The sequence below is a fragment of the Faecalibacterium sp. 3 genome (genome assembly GCF_048323735.1).
Taxonomy (GTDB): domain Bacteria; phylum Bacillota; class Clostridia; order Oscillospirales; family Ruminococcaceae; genus Faecalibacterium; species Faecalibacterium wellingii.
Window position 1 is genome coordinate 2441122 of sequence record NZ_JBLWFN010000001.1, and the last position, 20025, is coordinate 2461146.

At 55.5% G+C, this 20025-nt stretch carries 19 protein-coding genes; 18 read left to right on the top strand and 1 reads right to left on the bottom strand.

Features of this window, described 5'->3' with window-relative positions:
- Nucleotides 1-4: 4 nt before the first annotated feature.
- The 3 genes from malQ to ACNSPV_RS11560 all read left to right on the top strand — a co-directional run bounded on the left by malQ (nucleotide 5) and on the right by ACNSPV_RS11560 (nucleotide 2609).
- The gene (gene malQ, locus ACNSPV_RS11550) at nucleotides 5-1468 is read left to right on the top strand and encodes a 4-alpha-glucanotransferase (protein WP_348583315.1); all 1464 of its coding nucleotides are present in this window, start codon (nucleotides 5-7) and stop codon (nucleotides 1466-1468) included.
- 273 nt (nucleotides 1469-1741) lie between these two features.
- On the top strand, nucleotides 1742-2200 hold the full coding sequence (locus tag ACNSPV_RS11555) for a hypothetical protein (protein WP_348583313.1): 459 nt from the start codon (nucleotides 1742-1744) through the stop codon (nucleotides 2198-2200).
- A 55-nt stretch (nucleotides 2201-2255) separates the two neighbouring features.
- Nucleotides 2256-2609 carry a hypothetical protein gene (locus ACNSPV_RS11560; protein ID WP_348583312.1) on the top strand — a complete coding sequence of 118 codons (354 nt, stop codon included), beginning with the start codon at nucleotides 2256-2258 and terminating at the stop codon, nucleotides 2607-2609.
- Nucleotides 2610-2688: 79 nt separating this feature from the next.
- Here ACNSPV_RS11560 and ACNSPV_RS11565 read toward each other — a convergent pair whose 3' ends face one another.
- Nucleotides 2689-3978: a galactokinase gene (locus ACNSPV_RS11565; RefSeq protein ID WP_348583311.1), complete on the bottom strand. Its 1290-nt coding sequence runs from the start codon at nucleotides 3976-3978 to the stop codon at nucleotides 2689-2691.
- Nucleotides 3979-4208: 230 nt separating this feature from the next.
- Here ACNSPV_RS11565 and ACNSPV_RS11570 point away from each other — a divergent pair, with 230 nt between their 5' ends.
- From ACNSPV_RS11570 to ACNSPV_RS11640, 15 genes are all read left to right on the top strand, one after another.
- Entirely contained in the window at nucleotides 4209-5069 is an 861-nt protein-coding gene (locus tag ACNSPV_RS11570) for an AraC family transcriptional regulator (protein ID WP_249236835.1), read from the top strand.
- A 12-nt stretch (nucleotides 5070-5081) separates the two neighbouring features.
- Nucleotides 5082-6455: a 23S rRNA (uracil(1939)-C(5))-methyltransferase RlmD gene (rlmD, locus tag ACNSPV_RS11575; protein ID WP_348583310.1), complete on the top strand. Its 1374-nt coding sequence runs from the start codon at nucleotides 5082-5084 to the stop codon at nucleotides 6453-6455.
- The gene (locus ACNSPV_RS11580) at nucleotides 6455-6595 is read left to right on the top strand and encodes a hypothetical protein (RefSeq protein ID WP_166444378.1); all 141 of its coding nucleotides are present in this window, start codon (nucleotides 6455-6457) and stop codon (nucleotides 6593-6595) included. The genes rlmD and ACNSPV_RS11580 overlap by 1 nt, the downstream gene beginning before the upstream one ends.
- 87 nt (nucleotides 6596-6682) lie before the next feature.
- Entirely contained in the window at nucleotides 6683-7597 is a 915-nt protein-coding gene (locus tag ACNSPV_RS11585) for a DUF6017 domain-containing protein (RefSeq protein ID WP_348583308.1), read from the top strand.
- Between the two features lie 100 nt (nucleotides 7598-7697).
- On the top strand, nucleotides 7698-8165 hold the full coding sequence (locus ACNSPV_RS11590) for a PcfB family protein (RefSeq protein WP_348583307.1): 468 nt from the start codon (nucleotides 7698-7700) through the stop codon (nucleotides 8163-8165).
- Nucleotides 8165-9973 carry a VirD4-like conjugal transfer protein, CD1115 family gene (locus ACNSPV_RS11595; protein ID WP_348583306.1) on the top strand — a complete coding sequence of 603 codons (1809 nt, stop codon included), beginning with the start codon at nucleotides 8165-8167 and terminating at the stop codon, nucleotides 9971-9973. Before ACNSPV_RS11590 ends, ACNSPV_RS11595 begins: the two co-directional genes overlap by 1 nt.
- A gap of 62 nt (nucleotides 9974-10035) precedes the next feature.
- Nucleotides 10036-10251 carry a Maff2 family mobile element protein gene (locus tag ACNSPV_RS11600; RefSeq protein WP_005922889.1) on the top strand — a complete coding sequence of 72 codons (216 nt, stop codon included), beginning with the start codon at nucleotides 10036-10038 and terminating at the stop codon, nucleotides 10249-10251.
- 103 nt (nucleotides 10252-10354) lie between these two features.
- A complete protein-coding gene (locus ACNSPV_RS11605; protein ID WP_348583303.1) occupies nucleotides 10355-11218 on the top strand; it encodes a VirB6/TrbL-like conjugal transfer protein, CD1112 family in 864 nt (287 codons plus the stop codon).
- Between the two features lie 20 nt (nucleotides 11219-11238).
- Nucleotides 11239-11664 carry a PrgI family protein gene (locus ACNSPV_RS11610; RefSeq protein WP_348583301.1) on the top strand — a complete coding sequence of 142 codons (426 nt, stop codon included), beginning with the start codon at nucleotides 11239-11241 and terminating at the stop codon, nucleotides 11662-11664.
- Nucleotides 11591-13993 (top strand): VirB4-like conjugal transfer ATPase, CD1110 family, encoded by a 2403-nt coding sequence (locus tag ACNSPV_RS11615; RefSeq protein ID WP_348583300.1) that lies wholly within the window; start codon nucleotides 11591-11593, stop codon nucleotides 13991-13993. Before ACNSPV_RS11610 ends, ACNSPV_RS11615 begins: the two co-directional genes overlap by 74 nt.
- Nucleotides 13990-14886: a DNA (cytosine-5-)-methyltransferase gene (locus tag ACNSPV_RS11620; protein WP_348583299.1), complete on the top strand. Its 897-nt coding sequence runs from the start codon at nucleotides 13990-13992 to the stop codon at nucleotides 14884-14886. Before ACNSPV_RS11615 ends, ACNSPV_RS11620 begins: the two co-directional genes overlap by 4 nt.
- Entirely contained in the window at nucleotides 14883-16859 is a 1977-nt protein-coding gene (locus ACNSPV_RS11625) for a C40 family peptidase (RefSeq protein WP_348583298.1), read from the top strand. The genes ACNSPV_RS11620 and ACNSPV_RS11625 overlap by 4 nt, the downstream gene beginning before the upstream one ends.
- 18 nt (nucleotides 16860-16877) lie before the next feature.
- On the top strand, nucleotides 16878-17129 hold the full coding sequence (locus ACNSPV_RS11630; protein WP_097777297.1) for a DUF4315 family protein: 252 nt from the start codon (nucleotides 16878-16880) through the stop codon (nucleotides 17127-17129).
- Complete coding sequence (locus ACNSPV_RS11635; protein ID WP_348583296.1) at nucleotides 17119-17841, top strand: DUF4366 domain-containing protein; 723 nt, start codon at nucleotides 17119-17121, stop codon at nucleotides 17839-17841. The genes ACNSPV_RS11630 and ACNSPV_RS11635 overlap by 11 nt, the downstream gene beginning before the upstream one ends.
- Nucleotides 17838-19955, top strand: a complete 2118-nt coding sequence (locus tag ACNSPV_RS11640; RefSeq protein WP_348583294.1) for a DNA topoisomerase 3 — start codon at nucleotides 17838-17840, stop codon at nucleotides 19953-19955. Before ACNSPV_RS11635 ends, ACNSPV_RS11640 begins: the two co-directional genes overlap by 4 nt.
- The last annotated feature ends 70 nt before the right edge of the window (nucleotides 19956-20025 follow it).

Genomic DNA, 20025 nt, shown 5'->3' on the forward strand with positions numbered 1-20025 from the left:
CACAATGCGTGCAAGCGGCATTTTGATGCCTGTTTTCAGCCTGCCGGGCCCCTTTGGCATCGGTACGCTGGGAAAAGAGTCCTTTGCATTCGTGGATTTTCTGGCCGAGGCGAAGCAGGCCTTCTGGCAGATCCTGCCCATCGGCCCCACCGGCTACGGCGATAGCCCCTACCAGAGCTTTTCTGCCTTTGCCGGCAACCCTTATTTCATTGATTACCGCCTGCTGGCTTCTGACGGCTGGCTGACCGCTGACGAGATTCCTGCGGAAAGGCCCGTTGGACCCATCGATTACGGTGCGCTCTACAACGAGCGGCCCGTTGTCCTGAAAAAAGCAGCGGATCGTCTGCTGGCCTCCCCTTCCCCCGCTTATGAAGCCTTCTGCCGCGAACACAGCTTCTGGCTGGAGGATTATGCCCTGTTCATGGCGGTGAAGGCCGCGCAGGGGCAGGCGGGCCTTGCCGACTGGCCGAACGCGCTGCGCTGCCGTGAGCCGGAAGCCATTGCCGCAGCCAAGGCAGAGCTTGCCGGGAGTATCGACTACTACAAGGCTGTGCAGTTCTTCTTCTACACCCAGTGGAGTGCCCTCAAGGCCTACGCAAACGCGAAGGGCATCCGGCTGGTGGGCGATATCCCCATCTATGTCAGCCCGGATTCCAGCGACCTGTGGACCCACCCGGAGCTGTTCCAGACCGACGGCACCATGCACCTGACGCAGGTGGCCGGATGCCCTCCGGACGCCTTTGCGGCAGACGGACAGCTGTGGGGCAACCCGTTGTACGACTGGTCCGTTCACAAGGCCACCGGCTTTGCATGGTGGAAGCAGCGCATGAAGTACGCCACCTCCATTTACGACGTGGTGCGCATCGACCATTTCCGGGGCTTTGAGAGCTACTACTGCATCCCCGCCGGGGACAAAACGGCAGCGAACGGCCACTGGGAAAAGGGTCCCGACCGGGACTTCATCCATGCCATGCACGAAGCGCTGGGCGAGGGCAGTATCATTGCCGAGGATCTTGGCTACCTGACCCCGGAGGTCAAGGCCATGCTTTCTGCCAGCGGCTACCCGGGCATGAAGATCATGCAGTTCGCCTTCGACAGCCGCGAGTCCGGCAACTATCTGCCCCACACCTACCACCGCAACAGCGTGGTGTACACCGGCACGCACGATAATGTGACGACGGAAGGCTGGCGCATCAACGCCAGTGCAGAGGACGTTGCCTATGCCTGCCGCTATCTGCGCTGCAAGCCTGAGGAACTGACCGAAGCCATGATCTGCGCCTGCCTTGCCAGTGTTTCGGATATGGCCATCATCCCGCTGGCAGACTGGCTGCATCTGGGCAGCGAAGCCCGCATCAATACCCCCAGCACACAGGGTACCAACTGGCAGTGGCGGCTCTCCACTCCCCTGCCGGAAGGTCTTTCTGCTCACATTGCCGGTCTGACCGTGCTGTATGAGCGGGTTGCGTAAAATTTTGCATTCTCTTCAAAGCATCTGCACGGATCCGTGCAGATGCTTTTTATTATTGCGCCGGAACATTTTTTCGGAACCGGAATTGGGTCACGCCGCACGGTTTTACACTGGCATTCGTCATTTTGCTGCTTCCTTGTAACAATTTATTCACAAATGTATCATGATTTTACGCAGCTCTGCTCTTGTTATTTTGACACAGTTATGCTACAATTCAGGTAGTATATTATCTGCCTTTATGCAGATTCCACTATGGAAAGGAGTTTTCCCATCATGGACCATCTCTATCAGACCACCATGCTTTTACCGGCTTCCTACGCCGTTATTTCTGAAGAAGAAATGACCTATCTGGACGGCGGCAAGGAGATTCTTCTTGGCAGTGTGTTTGGCTACGACATCACCTTCAATACCGATCAGTTTGTCATCTTCTGCCAAAGCGCTCTTGTCAATGCGCTCCTTCTGGGTGGCAGTTATTCCCTCAGTTATTTCAAAAATACTATTGTCAGCGGAGCCAACAATGGTCTGTCCCCGGCTGGCACCTTCTACCACACCTGGGATAAGATGAACGGCTGGAGCAAGCTTGCTCTGTTTGGTATGGGTACTCTGGCAGGTTATTATGCATACGGTCAGGTCGTAAGCATTATCCGTACGGTCAAGAACCTCTACAACGACCTTGTGAACCCCATGCCTGCTTTCAACAACGGACAGGCTTCTGATACGGCAGCCGCCTGATCCCTGCGTTTGACCCTGAGGAAGCAGATCTATTTGTCGGAAAGGAGTTTCATCCATGAAAAACCTTCAGATGCCTCATTCTTACGCATCTGTCCCGGAAGAGGAGCTGTATTCCATTTCCGGCGGCGGGCCGTTGGGCGATGCGCTGGACCTTTTCTTCAGCAATTTGCGTCTGGATGACATCTTCTTTGGCGGCGGGTTGATTTCGTTCTCCTTCACCTTTGTTCCTCTTCTGCTGTTCAATGTGGTAAAGACCGGCTTCAATTTTGTGGTCGGTGCTTATGACACGCTCTCCAACCTGTTCCATTTCTCCCGTGAGGAAAAGGAAATGGTGGAGTATCTCTCGGATCAGCAGCAGCGGAAACAGCAGGCACAGAATCCGACAAACGGCTTCCTGTCTGGCTGCTGATTTTATCCGGTTTACATTCTTACGTATAAAAAGCATCTGCGGTACATATCACACCGCAGATGCTTTTCTTTTTGCTGTTTCAACCTACCCGCACAGCACCTTGTTCCCGCAGGCGCAGCACATAACAGCTGCCTGCGCCGAACACCCGCTCGATCTCACTGTGATAGCGTTCCAGCAGTTCCCTGGGCACATAGGCCTGAATGGTTCCTGCAAAGCCGCCGCCCTGCATCCGCCAAGCACCTCTGCCCTGCAGGATGCACTGGCTCAGCGCCAGCGCCACGGAGAGTCCCTGATGCCGCACATCCGTGCTGCAATAGACGTTCTGACACAATGCAAAAGAGGCCCGGCCGCTTTCCAGAACCAGCGCAGCAAAAGCCGCAAACTTTCCCGCCTGCAGCGCGTCCCGCTGTGCAAGCGTACGGGTATTTTCTTCAAAATAGTGAATGGCTCGCAGCACAGCCCTGTCGCCGCATTTGCTGCGCAGCTCAGGCAGCGCCGCCCAGAATTCGCTTTCCGTCACCTGTCCCAGAACCTTTTTGCCCAACGTCCCGGCCACCTGCTCCATCTCTTTCCGGATGGCTGCAAACTCGCTTGTCAGTTCACTGTGACTGCCGCGCGTATCCGTAACGCACAGGCTCATGCCCGGCGGCAGCAGGCCGTCCGTATGGATCTTTTCGATCTGCGGCGATGCCGGATCTGCAAAGTCTGCAAAGATGATGCCGCCCACCGCACTGGTCAGCTGATCCAAAAGTCCGCTCGGCTTGCCAAAGTAGGTGTTTTCTGCGTACTGGCAGATCTTCGCCAGCTCCGTAGGGGCAAGGCCGCAATCGTACTCCCCGTTCCAGATGACCGCCATTCCCATTTCAAAGGCCGCAGAGCTGGAAAGTCCGGACCCGCGCAGCACATCGCTGGCAGTATAGGCATCAAAGCCGCCCACCTTTTTTCCAACGGCCCGGAACCCCTCCGCAATGCCGCGGATCAGGCTGGCGGAGTGGGTTCCCTCCCCTTCCTGCGGGCCTGCTACAGTCAGGTCAATGACATCCAATTTGTTGAACCCACGGGACTTTACCCGGACATAGCCATCCGTATTGCGGGCTGCGACCGCCACAAGGTCCAGTGTCACCGCCGCTGCAAGGCCGTAACCGTGCTGGTGGTCGGTATGGTTGCCGCCCAGCTCTGCACGGCCCGGTGCTGAATAGACCTGCACCTGCCTGCCCGGGCCGAAATACAGCTCAAACTGTTCCAGTGCGGCGCAGTACCTTGCACGCTGGCGGCAAAGCTCCTGTTCCGTATTTCCGTACAATGCCCGGAGCTTTGGGTCCCACTCCCCTGCCGCGATCCGCTGCCGAAGCTGTGTGCTGGTCGCCATGACGATCCCTCCCTCAGAATGCTGTCTTGAGATAGACGGGTTTGTTATGCCTATTGTAATGCATCCAGCCCCTTTTTTCAATTTCCATCGCAGAAAAAGCACGAATTTTGGCGTCCAGCTCAAAGAATAAGATGTACTTTTGTTGAACTTGCAGGCAGATGTGTGGTATACTTATCTCAACGTCGGGCAGAAAGCTGCCTGCAATATGACAAAGTGGAGGAAACGCGGCTATGGCGGACGTATACAAGCAATCCTTCAAGCAAAATTATACCAACAATATTGAGCTGTCCATTTTCAACTGCGGTATCGAACGCTGTGCTCCGGGGCAGACCTGGGGCCCCGGCATCCGGGATCATTACCTGATCCATCTGGTGCTTTCCGGCAAGGGTGTATTCGAGGTGGGTGGCCGCACCTGGGAAGTGAGCCCGGGGGATCTGTTCTTTGCACGGCCCAGCCAGCTCATCCGTTACACAGCCGATGAGCAGCAGCCGTGGGAGTACAGCTGGGTCGGTTTTAATGGCGCATGTGCCCATAAACTGACTGCACAGCTGCCTTTTACGGATGACTCGCCTGTGCATCACACGCAGGATCCGGAGGGAATGCGTACCGCACTGGCCAACATTTATTCCTCCCGTGGGCTGCAGCCGCAGGACGAAGCTGCCATGGTGGGATATCTGTACCTGTTCATTGCTTCCCTGATGAAGGAGACCAGCGTCGGCAAGCCTCACACGGCTTCTTCTTCCAGCCAGTATGTGCTCAATGCAATCAAGTATATCCAATTCAATTATTCTCACGATATCTCCATCGACGATGTGGCAAAAAGTGTAGGCGTATCCCGCAGCCATCTTTATCGTGTGTTCATGTTGAATGTCGGCAAGAGCCCCATCGATTACCTTACCGAGTACCGTATCAACGAAGCCTGCAAGCTGCTGCGTGCAGGCAATCTGTCCATTGCAGAGGTCGCTGTTTCGGTAGGCTTCTTCGACCAGTTCTATTTTTCGCGGGTATTCAAGCGTGCCAAGGGCGTGCCGCCCAGCAAGTATTTTGCGGCACAGGCAGATGCCCCTGCCGACGGCACCGACCACCAGTAAAGGAGACCCTTCATGCCCTTACAGAAAAATCAAGTTCTCACTCTGCAGGTGGAGCGCCTGTCCAGCGATGGCAGCGGTGTCGCCCACAGCCCGGAGGGTGAGACCGTGTTCATTCCCGGTGCAGCGCCCGGCGATGAAGCCCGGGTACGCATCGTCAAGGACTGCAAGCGCTACGCTTTCGGCATTCTGGACAAGGTGCTCACGCCCTCGCCGGATCGCATCCCGGTGGACTGTGCTGTGGCCGGTCCCTGCGGCGGCTGCAGCCTGCGGCATCTGGACTATGGCGCCGAGCTCCGCGCCAAGCAGGAGAATGTTGCAGACGCCTTTGCACGCATCGGCGGGCTGGATGTTCCGGTCCTTCCCATCGTAGGCTCCCCGGAGATCGACCGATACCGCAACAAAGTCCAGTTTCCGGTCGGAACAGACAAAGCCGGCCGCCCCTGCATTGGTTTTTATGCCGGGCGTACCCACCGTATCGTTCCCTGTCCGGACTGCCGTCTGCAGCCCGGCGTGCTGAATGAGATCGGCAACACACTGTGCGCATTCTTTGCAGAAAAAGGCATCCACCCCTACAATGAGGAGACCGGCAAGGGCCTTGTACGGCATATCTTCCTGAGGCGTGGTGCACACAGCGGACAGATCATGGTTTGTCTGGTATGCACTCGTGCCAAGCTTCCTTCTGCCGACGAGCTGTGCACCCGGCTGAAGGAGGCGTTTCCGGACATTGTCACCATCCTGCTGAATGTCAACGCAAAAAACACCAATGTCATCCTTGGTTCCGAGACTCACACCCTGTATGGACAGGGGTATATTGAAGACACCCTCTGCGGCGTCCCGGTGCAGCTTGGCCCGCTTTCGTTTTATCAGGTAAACACGCTTGCCGCTGAGCAGCTCTACGGCATCGCTGCCGAATACGCCCAGCTGACACCGGATGACCTTTTGCTGGATCTCTACTGCGGCATGGGCACCATCGGCCTTTCCATGGCAGACCACTGCCGTGAGCTGGTGGGCGTGGAGATCGTACCCGAAGCCATCGAGAGTGCCAAGGCCAATGCCGCCCGCATGGGTACAGCGGTTTCTGCCAAGAGCCGTTTCTTCTGCGCTGATGCCGGGCAGGCGGCCGCACAGCTGGCCGCCGAGGGCCTGCACCCGGATGTCGTGATGCTGGACCCGCCCCGCAAAGGTTGCGACGAGGCCACCCTTTCTGCCGTGGTATGCATGGCCCCCCGCCGGGTGGTCTACGTCAGCTGCAACCCTGCCACCGCCGCCCGGGACGCCGCATGGTTGGAACAAAATGGGTATCACGCAGAGAAAGTGCAGCCTGTGGATCTGTTTCCAAGGACGAAGCACGTGGAAGCGATAGTTTCGCTACAAAGAGAAATCTAGTGGAAATCATCCGCTTTACGTTGTTTTCTCGTCATGTTGTGTTCGATGGCGAGGGCGATAAACTCCGCAATAAACGCATTGAAAATCACATCACCGTTTCGGTGGTAATTGATATGGAGTGCGGAAACACAAAGAATTGAATATCTAACAATCGGCACAGCCGCAGACTTTCACAAAAAGCCTGCGGCTTTTTCTTTGCCCCAAAACAGAAAGGAGGCATCCGTGAAATGGCAGTTTTTCGTGTAGAAAAGAACAGCGGCTACACGGTCATGTCGAACCATCACCTGCGGAACCGAGCCTTGTCCCTGAAAGCCAAAGGCTTACTCTCCCAAATGCTCTCCCTGCCGGAAGATTGGGACTACACCCTGCAAGGACTGGCCCGTATCAACCGGGAAAGCATAGACGCGATACGGCAGGCCATCCGGGAACTGGAACAGACGGGCTACATCCAGCGTTCCAGAGAACGGGACGAGAAAGGGCGGCTGCGCGGTGCAGACTATGTGATCTTTGAGCTGCCGCAGCCCGTTCCTGCATCGGTTTCACCTACATTGGAAAATCCAACGTTGGAGAATCCCACGCAGGAAAACCCTACGTTGGAAAATCCAATGCAATTAAATAAAGATAAACTAATTACAGAAAAACAAAAGAAAGAGGGATTAAATACCGATTCCCTTCCTATCCATTCCTCAAACCCCTTGCCTTTGGACGAGGACGAGGCAGCGGCACCGCCGCCGGAACGGACAGGAAGCCGAAAGGAAACGGCCTATCAAATCTACCGGGACCTGATTTTGGAGAACATCGAGTATGACACCCTCATCCAGAATCCCCGGATAGACCGGGAGCAGCTGGACGAGATCGTGGACATCCTACTGGAAACCGTCTGCACCAACCGCAAGTCCATCCGGGTGGCCGGGGACGATTACCCGGCAGAGTTGGTCAAGGCCAAGTTCCTGAAACTGGGCAGCCATCACATTGAGTTCGTCATGGACTGCCTGCGGGATAACACCACCAAAGTCCGCAACATCAAGCAATACCTGCGGGCCATGCTGTTCAACGCCCCCAGCACCATCAACAGCTACTATGCGTCCCTTGTGGCGCACGATATGGCGCAGCCCGATTGGGGCCGCCCGCCCAACACCTGACCGAAAGGAGTACCCATCCATGAGAACACTTTACCTGCGGCGGCTGGTGGTTCCACCCTAGCTGCCGCTCTGAATTTTCTGCAACAAGGAGGGATTCATATTGCAGGAAGAAGTCACCCAGAAAACTATTGCCCTGTCCATGAAAACGGGCAAGCTCACCGCCCAAGCGTTGCAAGCTGCCCTGAAAAAATATTTGCAGCACCGGGCCAAGGGGCCAAAGCTGCACCACGGCAGGCAAAGCCTGAAACAGCTGAAAGCCCACGGCGCGTCCCTGACCAACATTGAAGTCACAGAGGCGAACATCGGGGCATTCAAGCCCTGTGCCAAGAAGTACGGCGTAGACTTCACCTTGCGCAAGGACAAGACCACCCAGCCGCCCCACTACATCGTGATCTTCAAGGCCAAGGATGCGGACAATCTGGAACAGGCGTTCCGGGAGTTCACGGCCAAAACACTCTCCAAGGAGCAGCGGCCCTCCATCCGCAAGGTGCTGACAGCAGCCAAGCAGAAAGCGGCCCAGCAGCCGAAACGCGCCAAAGAAAAAATCAAGCAAAGGGGGTTAGAGTGATGAAGCCTGAACTGAAAAAGCTGCTGGTGCTGAATCTGCCGTATCTGCTGTTCGTGTACCTGTTCGCCAAATGCGGGCAGGCATACCGTCTGGCGGCGGGCGTGGATGCTTCGGCAAAGCTACTCCACCTGACGAACGGCATCTCTGCTGCCTTTGCAAACCCGCTGCCCAGCCTGCATCCGTTTGACCTCTGCGTAGGCCTTGCCGGGGCGGTGGCTGTCCGGCTCATCGTGTACAGCAAGGGCAAGAACGCCAAGAAGTACCGCAAGGGTGAGGAATACGGTTCTGCCCGGTGGGGCACCGCCAAAGACATTGCCCCGTACATCGACCCCAAGTTTGAAAACAACATCCTGCTGACCCAGACCGAACGCCTGACCATGACCGGGCGGCCCAAAGACCCTAAGACGGCCCGGAACAAGAATGTGCTGGTGATCGGCGGCTCCGGCAGCGGCAAGACGCGGTTTTACGTCAAGCCCAACCTCATGCAATGCTTTCCCACGTCTGATTATCCCACCTCATTCGTAGTCACAGACCCGAAAGGCACACTGGTTCTCGAAACAGGCCAAATGTTCCAGCGGGCGGGCTACCGGGTGAAAATCCTGAACACGATAAACTTTTCCAAGTCCATGAAGTACAACCCCTTTGTCTATATCCACTCGGAAAAAGACGTGCTGAAGCTGGTGAATACCCTTATCGCCAACACCAAGGGCGAGGGTGAAAAATCAGCAGAAGATTTTTGGGTGAAGTCGGAACGGCTGTTCTACACGGCTCTGATCGGCTACATCTGGTACGAGGCCCCGGCAGAGGAAATGAACTTCACCACCCTGCTGGAAATGATAAATGCCAGTGAAGCCCGCGAGGATGACCCGGACTTTCAAAGCCCGGTGGACCTCATGTTTGAGCGGCTGGAACAGAAAGACCCGGACCACTTCGCTGTCCGGCAGTACAAAAAGTTCTTGCTGTCGGCGGGCAAGACCCGTTCCTCCATCCTGATAAGCTGCGGTGCCCGTTTAGCCCCGTTTGACATCCGGGAAGTGCGTGAACTGATGGAGGACGATGAAATGGAGCTGGACACCATCGGGGATGAAAAGACGGTATTGTTCCTGATTATGAGCGACACGGACACCACCTTCAACTTCATTCTTGCCATGCTTCAAAGCCAGCTTATCAACCTGCTGTGTGACCGTGCGGATGATAAATACGGTGGCCGACTGCCTGTCCATGTACGGCTGATTCTGGACGAGTTCGCCAACATTGGGCAGATTCCCAACTTCGACAAGCTGATCGCCACCATCCGCAGCCGGGAAATCTCGGCATCCATCATTTTGCAGAGCCAGTCGCAGCTAAAAGCCATCTACAAGGATGCGGCCGAAATCATTTCGGACAACTGCGATTCTGTTCTCTTTTTGAGTGGGCGGGGTAAGAATGCCAAAGAGATCTCCGATGCGCTGGGGAAAGAGACCATCGACAGTTTCAACACCAGCGAGAACCGGGGTTCTCAAACCTCCCACGGACTGAACTATCAAAAATTAGGAAAGGCGTTGATGTCAGAGGACGAAATCGCAATCATGGACGGCGGCAGGTGCATTTTGCAGTTGCGGGGCGTGAGGCCGTTCTTCTCGGAGAAGTTCGACATTACAAAGCACCCGCACTACAAGTACCTTGCGGACGCGGACAAAAAGAATACCTTTGAGGTGGACAGGTTCTTATCCACCCTGCGCCGGAAACGGCAGCAGGTAGTCGCACAGGACGAAAGTTTTGACCTGTACGAAATCGACCTGTCGGATGAAGATGCAGCCGCCGAATGAGGCGGCATTTTTTGAAAAAATTTTTGAGTGCCGCAGAACAAGCGGCAGAAAGTGAGGACCTTATGGAATTTTTCAACAGCGCAGTCGATACTTTGCAGACGATCGTTGTCGGTCTGGGCGGTGCCCTGTGTGTCTGGGGCGGCATCAACCTGTTGGAGGGCTACGGACAGGATAACCCCGGCAGCAAGAGCCAGGGCGTGAAGCAGCTGGTCGCGGGCGGCGGCGTTGCCCTGATCGGCGTGACCCTTGTCCCGCTGCTGTCCGGGCTGCTGGGCTAAGTCCTGCATCGCTGCCTACAATTTTCCGAACAACTAACACTTAAAATCCTACGCCGCGCTCTCCCTCTCACATGGGAGGGCGCGGGAAAGGAGGTATCTTTGCTTGATTAGTGAGATCATCGAGAAATGGATAAAAGGCATTTTGATAGATGGCATCACGGGCAACCTCTCCGGCCTGTTCGATAACGTGAACGCCAAGGTGGGCGAAATCGCTTCGGATGTCGGCTCTACCCCGCAGGCGTGGAACAGCGGCATTTTCAATATGCTGCGTAGTCTTTCCGAAACGGTGGTGCTGCCCATTGCAGCGGCTATCCTTGCCCTTGTGATGTGCCATGAGCTTATCCAGATGATTACCGAAAAGAACAATATGCACGACTTTGACACCTCCATGTTCTTCCGCTGGATTTTCAAGTCTGCTTTTGCCATCCTCATTGTCAGCAACACATGGAATATCGTTATGGGTGTGTTCGATGCCACCCAGAGCGTTGTCAACCAAAGTTCCGGCGTGATCATCGGTGAAACATCCATCCACTTTGACCGCCTGATACCCGGACTGGAATTTCAGCTGGAAAGCATGACCATTGGCAGTCTGCTCAGCCTGTGGTTCCAGACCCTTGTGGTGGGCCTGACCATGAACATCCTGTCCATCTGCATCTTCCTTGTGACCTACGGCCGCATGATTGAGATTTACGTTGTGATTGCACTGGGGCCTATCCCGCTGGCGACCATGGGCAGCAGCGAGTGGCGCAGCACCGGGCAGAACTATTTGAAATCGCTTTTGGCGTTAGGCTTCCAAGCGTTCCTGATTATGATTGTCGTGGGCATTTATGCGGTGCTGATACGCAACATTTCAGGCGCGGCGGACATTGCCGGGGCTATCTGGGGCTGCATGGGCTACACCGTGCTACTTTGTTTCTGTCTGTTCAAGACCGGCAGCATCAGCAAGTCGGTGTTTGGTGCCCACTAAGGCCGAGAAAGGAAAAACGTATGGCGTATGTGACCGTTCCCAAAGATTTGACCCATGTAAAATCCAAAGTCTTATTCGGGCTGACCAAGCGGCAGCTGGTCTGCTTCGGCGGCGCGCTTTTAACGGGCGGACCGCTTTATTTTTTGGCCCGGAACTATCTTTCCAACAGTGCAGCGGCCCTGCTGATGATTTTTGCCATGCTGCCGGGACTGCTGTTCGCTCTGTTCGAGCGGCACGGCCAGCCCCTTGAAGTGGTGATTCAGCAAATGATTCAGTGCTGCTTTATTCGTCCCAAGGAAAGGCCCTATCAGACCAACAATGCTTACGCCGCCCTTGTGCGGCAATACCAAATGGAACAGGAGGTAAAGGCCATTGTCCAGAAAAACGATACCCAGCGAAACCGAAAAGCCCAAAAAGCTCACCCGCGCCCAGAAAAAAGAAATTGATGCCGTTCTCCGCAAGTACAAGGGTGACGGCAAGCCCCGCACGGCACAGGCCACCATCCCGTATGAGGCCATCTACCCGGACGGTGTGTGCCGCATTGACCGACGCACGTTCTCCAAGTGCATTGCCTTTGAGGACATCAGCTATCAGCTGGCCCAGCCGGAAACGAGGACCGCCATCTTTGAACACCTGTGCGACCTGTACAACTATGTGGATGCCTCCATCCATGTGCAGCTTTCGTTTCTCAATCGCAAGGTTGACCCGGTGCAGTACGCAAAAAGTTTTGAGATCGCACCGCAGGGGGATGATTTTGACGACATCCGCGCCGAGTACACCGCCATCCTGCAAAAGCAGCTTGCCAGCGGAAACAACGGCATTGTCAAAACCAAGTACCTGACCTTCACCATCGAGGCAGACAATCTAAAAACCGCACGGGCGCGGCTGACCCGCATTGGTCTTGACCTGCTGGGCTATTTCAAGACCATGGGCTGCGTGGCGCACGTCATGGACGGACAGGCGCGTTTGGAGGTTCTGCACGGCATCTTCCACCCGGACGGGGAACCGTTCCGCTTTGACTGGGACTGGCTGGCGCCCTCCGGCCTGTCCACTAAGGATTTTGTGGCCCCGTCCTCCCTCTGCTTCGGCACGGCCAAGACTTTTGGACTGGGCGGCAAATATGGAGCTGTGAGCTTTTTACAAATCCTTGCGCCGGAACTTTCGGATGAAATGCTGGCCGATTTTCTCAAAACGGAAAGCGGCATTCTCGTCAATCTCCATGTGCAGGCCATCGACCAGACCGAGGCCATCAAAACCATCAAGCGGAAGATCACAGACCTTGACGCCATGAAGATTCAGGAGCAGAAAAAGGCTGTCCGTTCCGGGTACGACATGGACATCCTGCCCAGCGACCTTGCCACTTACGGCGAGGACGCCAAAAAGCTGCTGAACAAATTGCAGACCCGGAACGAACGGCTTTTCATGCTGACCTTTCTTGTGCTGAATGTGGCCGACACCAAGCAAAAGCTGGGCAACGATGTGTTCCAAGCCGCAGGTGTGGCACAGAAGTATAACTGCTCGCTTGTCCGGCTGGACTACCAGCAGGAACAGGGCCTTGTGTCCAGCCTGCCGCTGGGCATCAACCAGATAAAGATTCAGCGCAGCCTCACCACCTCCAACGTGGCGGTGTTCGTGCCCTTTGTGACGCAGGAGCTTTTCCAGAGCGGCGCGGCCATGTACTACGGCATCAACGCAAAATCCCACAACATGATCATGCTGGACCGCAAGCAGGCCCGGTGTCCCAACAGCTTGAAGCTGGGTACGCCCGGCAGCGGCAAATCCATGAGCTGCAAGTCCGAAATCGTCAGTGTGTTTTTAACGACTGCTGACGATATTTTTATTTCAGACCCAGAAGCCGAGTATTATCCGCTGGTCAAGCGGCTGCATGGGCAGGTCATCAAACTTTCGCCCACCAGCAAGGACTATGTGAATCCTCTGGACATCAACCTCAACTACTCCGAGGATGATAGTCCGCTTGCCCTGAAATCGGATTTTGTGCTGTCGTTCTGTGAACTGGTCATGGGCGGTAAAACAGGTCTGGAAGCGATTGAGCGCACCGTGATAGACCGTGCCGTGAAAGCCATCTACCGCCCCTATCTGGCAAACCCCTGCCCGGAGAATATGCCGATTTTATCCGACCTCCACCAAGCCCTGCTCGACCAGCACTTGCCGGAAGCGGACCGGGTGGCGCAGGCACTGGACCTGTATGTGTCTGGCTCGTTGAACGTTTTTAACCACAAAACGAATGTGGACATCCACAACCGGCTTGTGGCCTTTGACATCAAAGAGTTAGGCAAGCAGTTAAAAAAACTGGGGATGCTCATTATCCAAGACCAGATATGGGGCCGCGTTACCCAGAACCGTAGCCAAGGCCGCGCCACATGGTATTTTGCAGACGAGTTCCACCTTTTGCTGAAAGAAGAACAGACCGCTGCTTATTCCGCAGAAATCTGGAAACGCTTCCGCAAATGGGGCGGTGTGCCCACGGGCGCCACCCAGAATGTGAAGGACCTTCTTTCTTCCCCGGAAATTGAGAACATTCTGGAAAACAGCGACTTCATCACGCTGCTGAATCAGGCATCCGGCGACCGCAAAATCCTGTCGGAACGGCTGAACCTTTCCGCAGACCAGCAGAAGTACATCGACAATTCGGAACCGGGCGAAGGACTGCTGATTTTTGAAAATGTGGTGCTGCCGTTCTCAAACCCTATCCCGAATAACACCCAGCTTTACAAAATTATGACCACCCGGCTCAGTGAGGTAGTGGAGCTATGAGCCTAACGCATTTCAGCTTGTTTTCCGGCATCGGCGGCATCGACCTTGCCGCGGAAGCAGCGGGTTTCACCTCTGTCTGCCAATGCGAGTGGGCAGCGTTTCCCGCCGCTGTGCTGGCAAGCCACTGGCCGGAGGTGCCCCGCTTTCAAGACATCACCACCGTAACAAAGGAGGCTTTCTTTGAAAAAACAGGACTGCGCACTGTCACTCTCATTTCAGGCGGCTTCCCGTGCCAGCCGTTCTCCACCGCAGGGCGGCAGCGCGGCTTCCACGATGAACGCTACCTGTGGCCCGAAATGCTGCGGGTTATCCGGGAATTGCAGCCCCGTTGGGTGCTTGGAGAAAATGTTGCTGGCTTCCTCCGTATGGGGCTCGACAAAACGCTCATTGACTTGGAGCAGGCAGGTTACGATGTTCGGGTTTTCGTATTACCTGCTGCTGCCGTTGGCGCGTGGCACGAACGGAAACGGGTATTCATCATCGGCTCCGCTGCTTCCCACACCCCTTGCCAGCGACACCGGGGATGTGGGCAAGGGGCTGGACATCCAGATTTCTGCAAATGGCAGTTACCGCAAAATGAACAAGGATGGCAAGGCGTGGACAGCGCGGCTTTCCCATGTGGTCTACCGAATGACACCCACCACGCTGGAAAAGCCGTATCTCAACCCGGACTGGGTAGAGTGGCTGATGGGTTTCCCGCGCAAATGGACGGACATTCCCTTTGGGCCGAAGAACCCGCCGACATCCCGCGTTTGACCGAAGAGGTGCCGAACCGCAGCAAGCGGATGAAAACGCTGGGCAATGCAGTTTCGCCGCCGCAGGTGTTCCCGATTCTCAAATACATTGCGGACATTGAAACGGACCGCTGTCCGATGGGAGGTGAAGAACTTTGAAAGAATTGCAGGCGAAAGCCAAAGTCACCCAGACCATGACCCGTGATGGTCTGGTGATGGAAAATCAAGCGGACGGCACTGTGGAGAACGTTTCCAGTCGGGAAGCGGAACAGGATTACTCAACGGATTCCGAGGGCAAGACCGAAAAAATACTGGAACGCACCGAGGACGTAAAGGACAAGCACAAGGCAAAGAAAAAAGCCAAACAAGCTGCGGAAACCGCCGAAAGCGAAGATGGCCTACACGGTTCCGCCGCCCGTCTGGAACTGACCGAGGAAGAACGGGCAGACCCGGCGTTGCAGCCGTTTATTCAAAAAGCGGATGCAAAGGCTGACAAGCTGGATTCAGCCCGCGCAGCTCTGCCGAAAAAGCGCGTCCCAGTCAAGGAAAAAGTCTACGATGCTGTCAGCGGCAAGGCAAAATCCACCCTGCGTTTTGAGCAGCAGGACAAAGGCCCACCCAGCCTGAAACCAAACCCGGCCAGCCGCCCGCTATCGGAAGCGTTGTTGTTCGCTCACGGAAAAATCCATGAAGTCGAACACGAAAATGTAGGTGTGGAGGGTGGCCACAAGGGTGAAGAACTGGTGGAGCGTCAGACCGCTAAAGCCATCCGCAGCGGCATCCGGCACCACAAGATGAAGCCCTACAAGGCCGTGGAAAAGGCAGAGCGTCAGCTCATGTCTGCCAATGCAGAATACTTTTACCAGAAATCCTTGCGGGACAATCCGCAAATTGCACAGGCGGCCAGCAACCCCATTTCCCGGATGTGGCAGAAACGGCGTATCAAACAGCAGTATGCCAAAGCTGCACGGCAGGCCGGACAAGCCGCCGCGCAGGGTGCAGCCGCCACCGCAGAGAACGGTTTCCGGGTAACAAAGCTGGCGTCCAAGGGCGGCGAACGGGTAGCCGAATTTGCGGCCCGGAACTGGAAAACCATTCTGATCGTGGCGGTGTTCGGTCTGCTGGCTCTGCTCCTGATAACGGGGTTGCAGTCCTGTACGGTGATGGCGGGCACCGCTGGAACCGGCGTGACGGCATCCTCTTACTTTTCCAAGGACAAGGATATGCTGGGTGCAGAGAAAGCCTACGCCAAGCTGGAACAAAAACTGCAACGGTATCTCGACACCTACGAGGCCACCCACAACTACGATGAATACCATTTTTATCTGGACGAAATCGAGCATGACCCCTATGTGCTGATCTCGATTTTGTCCGCACTCCATGATGGCGTTTTTACATTGGCCGAGGTGCAGGGCGAACTTGAAATGCTCTTTGAAAAGCAGTACATCCTGACCGAGACCGTGACCATGCAGATACGTTACCGCACAAAAATGATGGTCATTATTGGCCCGTATGGTGTGCCGCAGGTTATCACCTACCAAGAGCCGTATGAATACTACATCTGTACGGTCAAGCTGAAGAACAAAGATTTGTCCCACCTGCCCGTGGAAGTGCTGACCGAAGAACAGCTTAGTGCCTATTCGCTCTATATGCGCACGCTGGGCAACCGGCCGGATTTGTTTGGCAAAGCGCAATACCCCAATGCGTCCACCATCAAGCAGCCCACCTACTACGATATTCCCCCGGAAGAACTAAAGGATGATAGGTTTGCCGCCATGATGGAGGAAGCCACGAAGTACATCGGCTATCCGTATGTGTGGGGCGGCAGTTCGCCCAGCACCAGCTTTGATTGCAGCGGCTACATTTCGTGGGTGCTGAATCACTCCGGCTGGAACGTAGGCCGCCAGACCGCACAGGGCCTTTACAACCTCTGTACTCCTGTTTCGACGGCGCAGGTCAAACCGGGCGACCTTGTGTTTTTCAAGGGAACCTACGATACCCCCGGCGTGAGCCATTGCGGTATCTATGTAGGCAATTCCATCATGCTGCACTGCGGCGACCCTATCTCTTACACAAACCTCAACTCGAAATATTGGCAGGAACATTTTTACAGCTATGGGCGTTTACCGTAACGCCAGAAAGGATTTTGTATGGCAAAAAGACTTTCCCGCATTGAGCGCGATATTGAACGGCTCAAAGAAAAAATCTCTGAATACCAGCAGCAGTTGAAAGAACTGGAAGCTGCAAAGACTGAACAGGAAAACCTGCAGATCATTCAGCTGGTGCGCAGCATGAACATGAAGCCGGACGAGTTCGCAGCTTTCCTGCGCAGCGGTGCGCTGAACGCTGCACCCACTGTCACCCCGTACCACAAACAGGAGGATGCCGCCGATGAAACCTGACAACTGGAACCGCTTCGCTGCCGGACTGCTGGCTATCCTGCTCTGCCTCTGTTCGTTCTCCATGCCTGCTTTTGCAAGCGGCACTGACCCAGCCCCGGAACTTCTGCCGGAAATTACCGAGGGAGAACCGACTACGGGCGGCATGGAGCCGGAGGGCGTGTCCATTACGCCCAAAGGCAACGCAACACTGGTGGATGATTTTTACGGCGACAAGCAGCTTATCACTGTGACCACCAAGGCCGGGAATTATTTTTACATCCTCATTGACCGTGCCAACGAGGACAAGGAAACTTCTGTTCACTTTCTGAACCAAGTGGACGATGCCGACTTGCTGGCCCTGCTGGATGAAGAACCGCATGACACCGAGTTCTGCACCTGCACCGTGAAATGTGAAGCCGGGAACGTCAACGAAAACTGCCCCTTGTGTGAAAAGAGCCTGCGCGACTGCACGGCCCCGGAAGCAGTGAAAACCGACACAGAAACGCCGCAGGAAAAGCCGAAGTCCAACATGGGCAGTCTGATGATCCTGCTGGTGCTGGCTCTGGCGGGCGGCGGCGCGGCCCTCTATTATTTCAAGTTCCGCAAGCCCAAGGCCGATACCACCGGGCACGATGATCTGGACGAGTACGATTTTGGCGAGGATGAGGATGCAGACGAGGAACCGGCTGAAATCGAAATTCATTCAGAGGACGGACAGGAGGACGAAACATGAGCTTTCAGCTGGTGATTGCCGAAAAGCCCAGTGTTGCCCGCAGCATCGCCGCCGTGATCGGGGCCATTGAAAAGCAAAACGGCTATTGGCAGGGTGGCGGGTATCTGGTCAGCTGGTGCATCGGGCATCTGGTGTCCTTTGCGGAAGCGGGCCAGTACGATGAAAAATACGGCAAGTGGCGGTACGAAGATTTGCCCATCCTGCCCCAGCCGTGGCAGTTCATTGTCCCGGACGAAAAGAAACAGCAGTTTGAAATTGTGCGCTCTCTGCTCAACCGCCCGGATGTGGACAGTGTGACCGCCGCGACCGATGCAGGCCGGGAGGGAGAACTGATTTTCCGTTTCGTCTACCAAATAGCCGGTTGCACAAAACCTGTGAAGCGGCTCTGGATTTCCAGCATGGAGGATGCCGCTATCCGGGAGGGCTTTGCAAACCTGCGCCCGGATTTGGATTATGATGCTCTGTATCAATCGGCCCTCTGCCGTGCAAAGGCGGATTGGCTGGTGGGTATCAATGCAACGCGACTGTTTTCGGTGCTGTATCACAAAACCCTGACGGTAGGCCGGGTGCAGACCCCGACACTGAAAATGTTGGTGGACCGGGACGCAAAAATCCTGCGCTTCCAAAAAGAAAAGTATTACACAGTCGGCATCCAGTCCGGCAGCTTGAAAGCGGACAGTGGGCGCATTGCGGATGCAGAAACCGCAAATTCTCTCAAAGAAAAATGCACAGGTGCAAATGCAGTCTGCACGTCCATTCGGCGAGAGAAAAAGACAGAACAGCCGCCCAAGCTCTATGACCTGACCACCTTGCAGCGGGAGGCAAACCGCCTGTTCGGTTTCACGGCAAAGCAGACCCTTGATTATGCCCAGCAGCTTTACGAAAAGAAACTGCTGACCTATCCCCGCACCGACAGCCAATATCTGACCGAGGACATGGGCCAGACGGTACAACATCTTGTGTCCGACCTGCTGTGGCTGCTGCCCTTTGCCCAAGGGCTTGACTTGCCCCCGGATGTGGGGCGGGTGCTGAGCAGCAAAAAGGTATCGGACCACCACGCCATCCTTCCCACCGCCGAATTTGCAAAGCAGGGGTTCACTGGCCTTGCCGAGAGTGAATGTAAGCTGATGAACCTTGTCTGCTCCAAACTGCTCTGCGCGATAGCCGCGCCCCATGAGTACGAAACTGTGACTGCTGTGTTCTCCTGCGCCGGGAACGAGTTCACCGCCAAGGGAAAGACCGTGCTTGTTCCCGGTTGGAAAGAAATCGACCAGCGGTTCCGCTCCACCCTGAAAGCAGATACCGAGGAAGAAGTGCTGAACACCCTGCCGGAACTGGCCGAGGGACAGAGTTTTTCCGTGACGGCTAACGTTTCGGAACATTTCACGTCCCCGCCGAAAGCCTACACCGAAGATACGCTCCTGTCGGCAATGGAGCGGGCCGGGACCGAGGATATGCCGGAGGACAAGGTGAATTGCTCCGCAGGAGCAAGAGAGGGTGGCCTGGGCCATGCGGAACGCAAAGGGCTGGGCACTCCGGCCACCCGTGCCGCGATTCTGGAAAAATTGGTGCAAATGGGCTTTGTGCAGCGCAAGGGCAAACAGCTTGTCCCCACCAAGGACGGCATCAATCTGGCGGTGGTTCTGCCGGAAAGCCTGACCTCTCCCGTCCTGACCGCCGAATGGGAAAACCGCCTGACCGAGATTGCCAAGGGCAATGCAGACGCGGACGAGTTCATGGCCGAAATTGAAGCGCAGGTGCGCCAGCTGGTCAAGACCTATTCTTGTATCAGTGCAGATAAGCAAAACCTGTTCCAGTCGGAACGGGTCATCATCGGCAAGTGTCCCCGGTGCAGTGAAAACGTCTATGAGGGCAAGAAAAACTTCTACTGCGGGAATCGTAGCTGTCAGTTCGTGATGTGGAAGAATGACCGCTTCTTTGAGCAGCGCAAAAAGGCGTTCACACCGAAGATCGCCGCCGCTCTGCTCAAAAACGGTAAGGCAAAGGTCAAGGGCCTCTATTACGAAAAGACAGGCAAAACCTACGATGCAACGGTGCTTCTGGCAGATACGGGAGGCAAGTACGTCAATTACCGGGTAGAGCGCAAAGAGTAAGGCAAAAATACGAGGGCCAGTTATGGTAAGGTGAAGCATTCATTTTGCCATAACCGGCTCTCTCTATCCG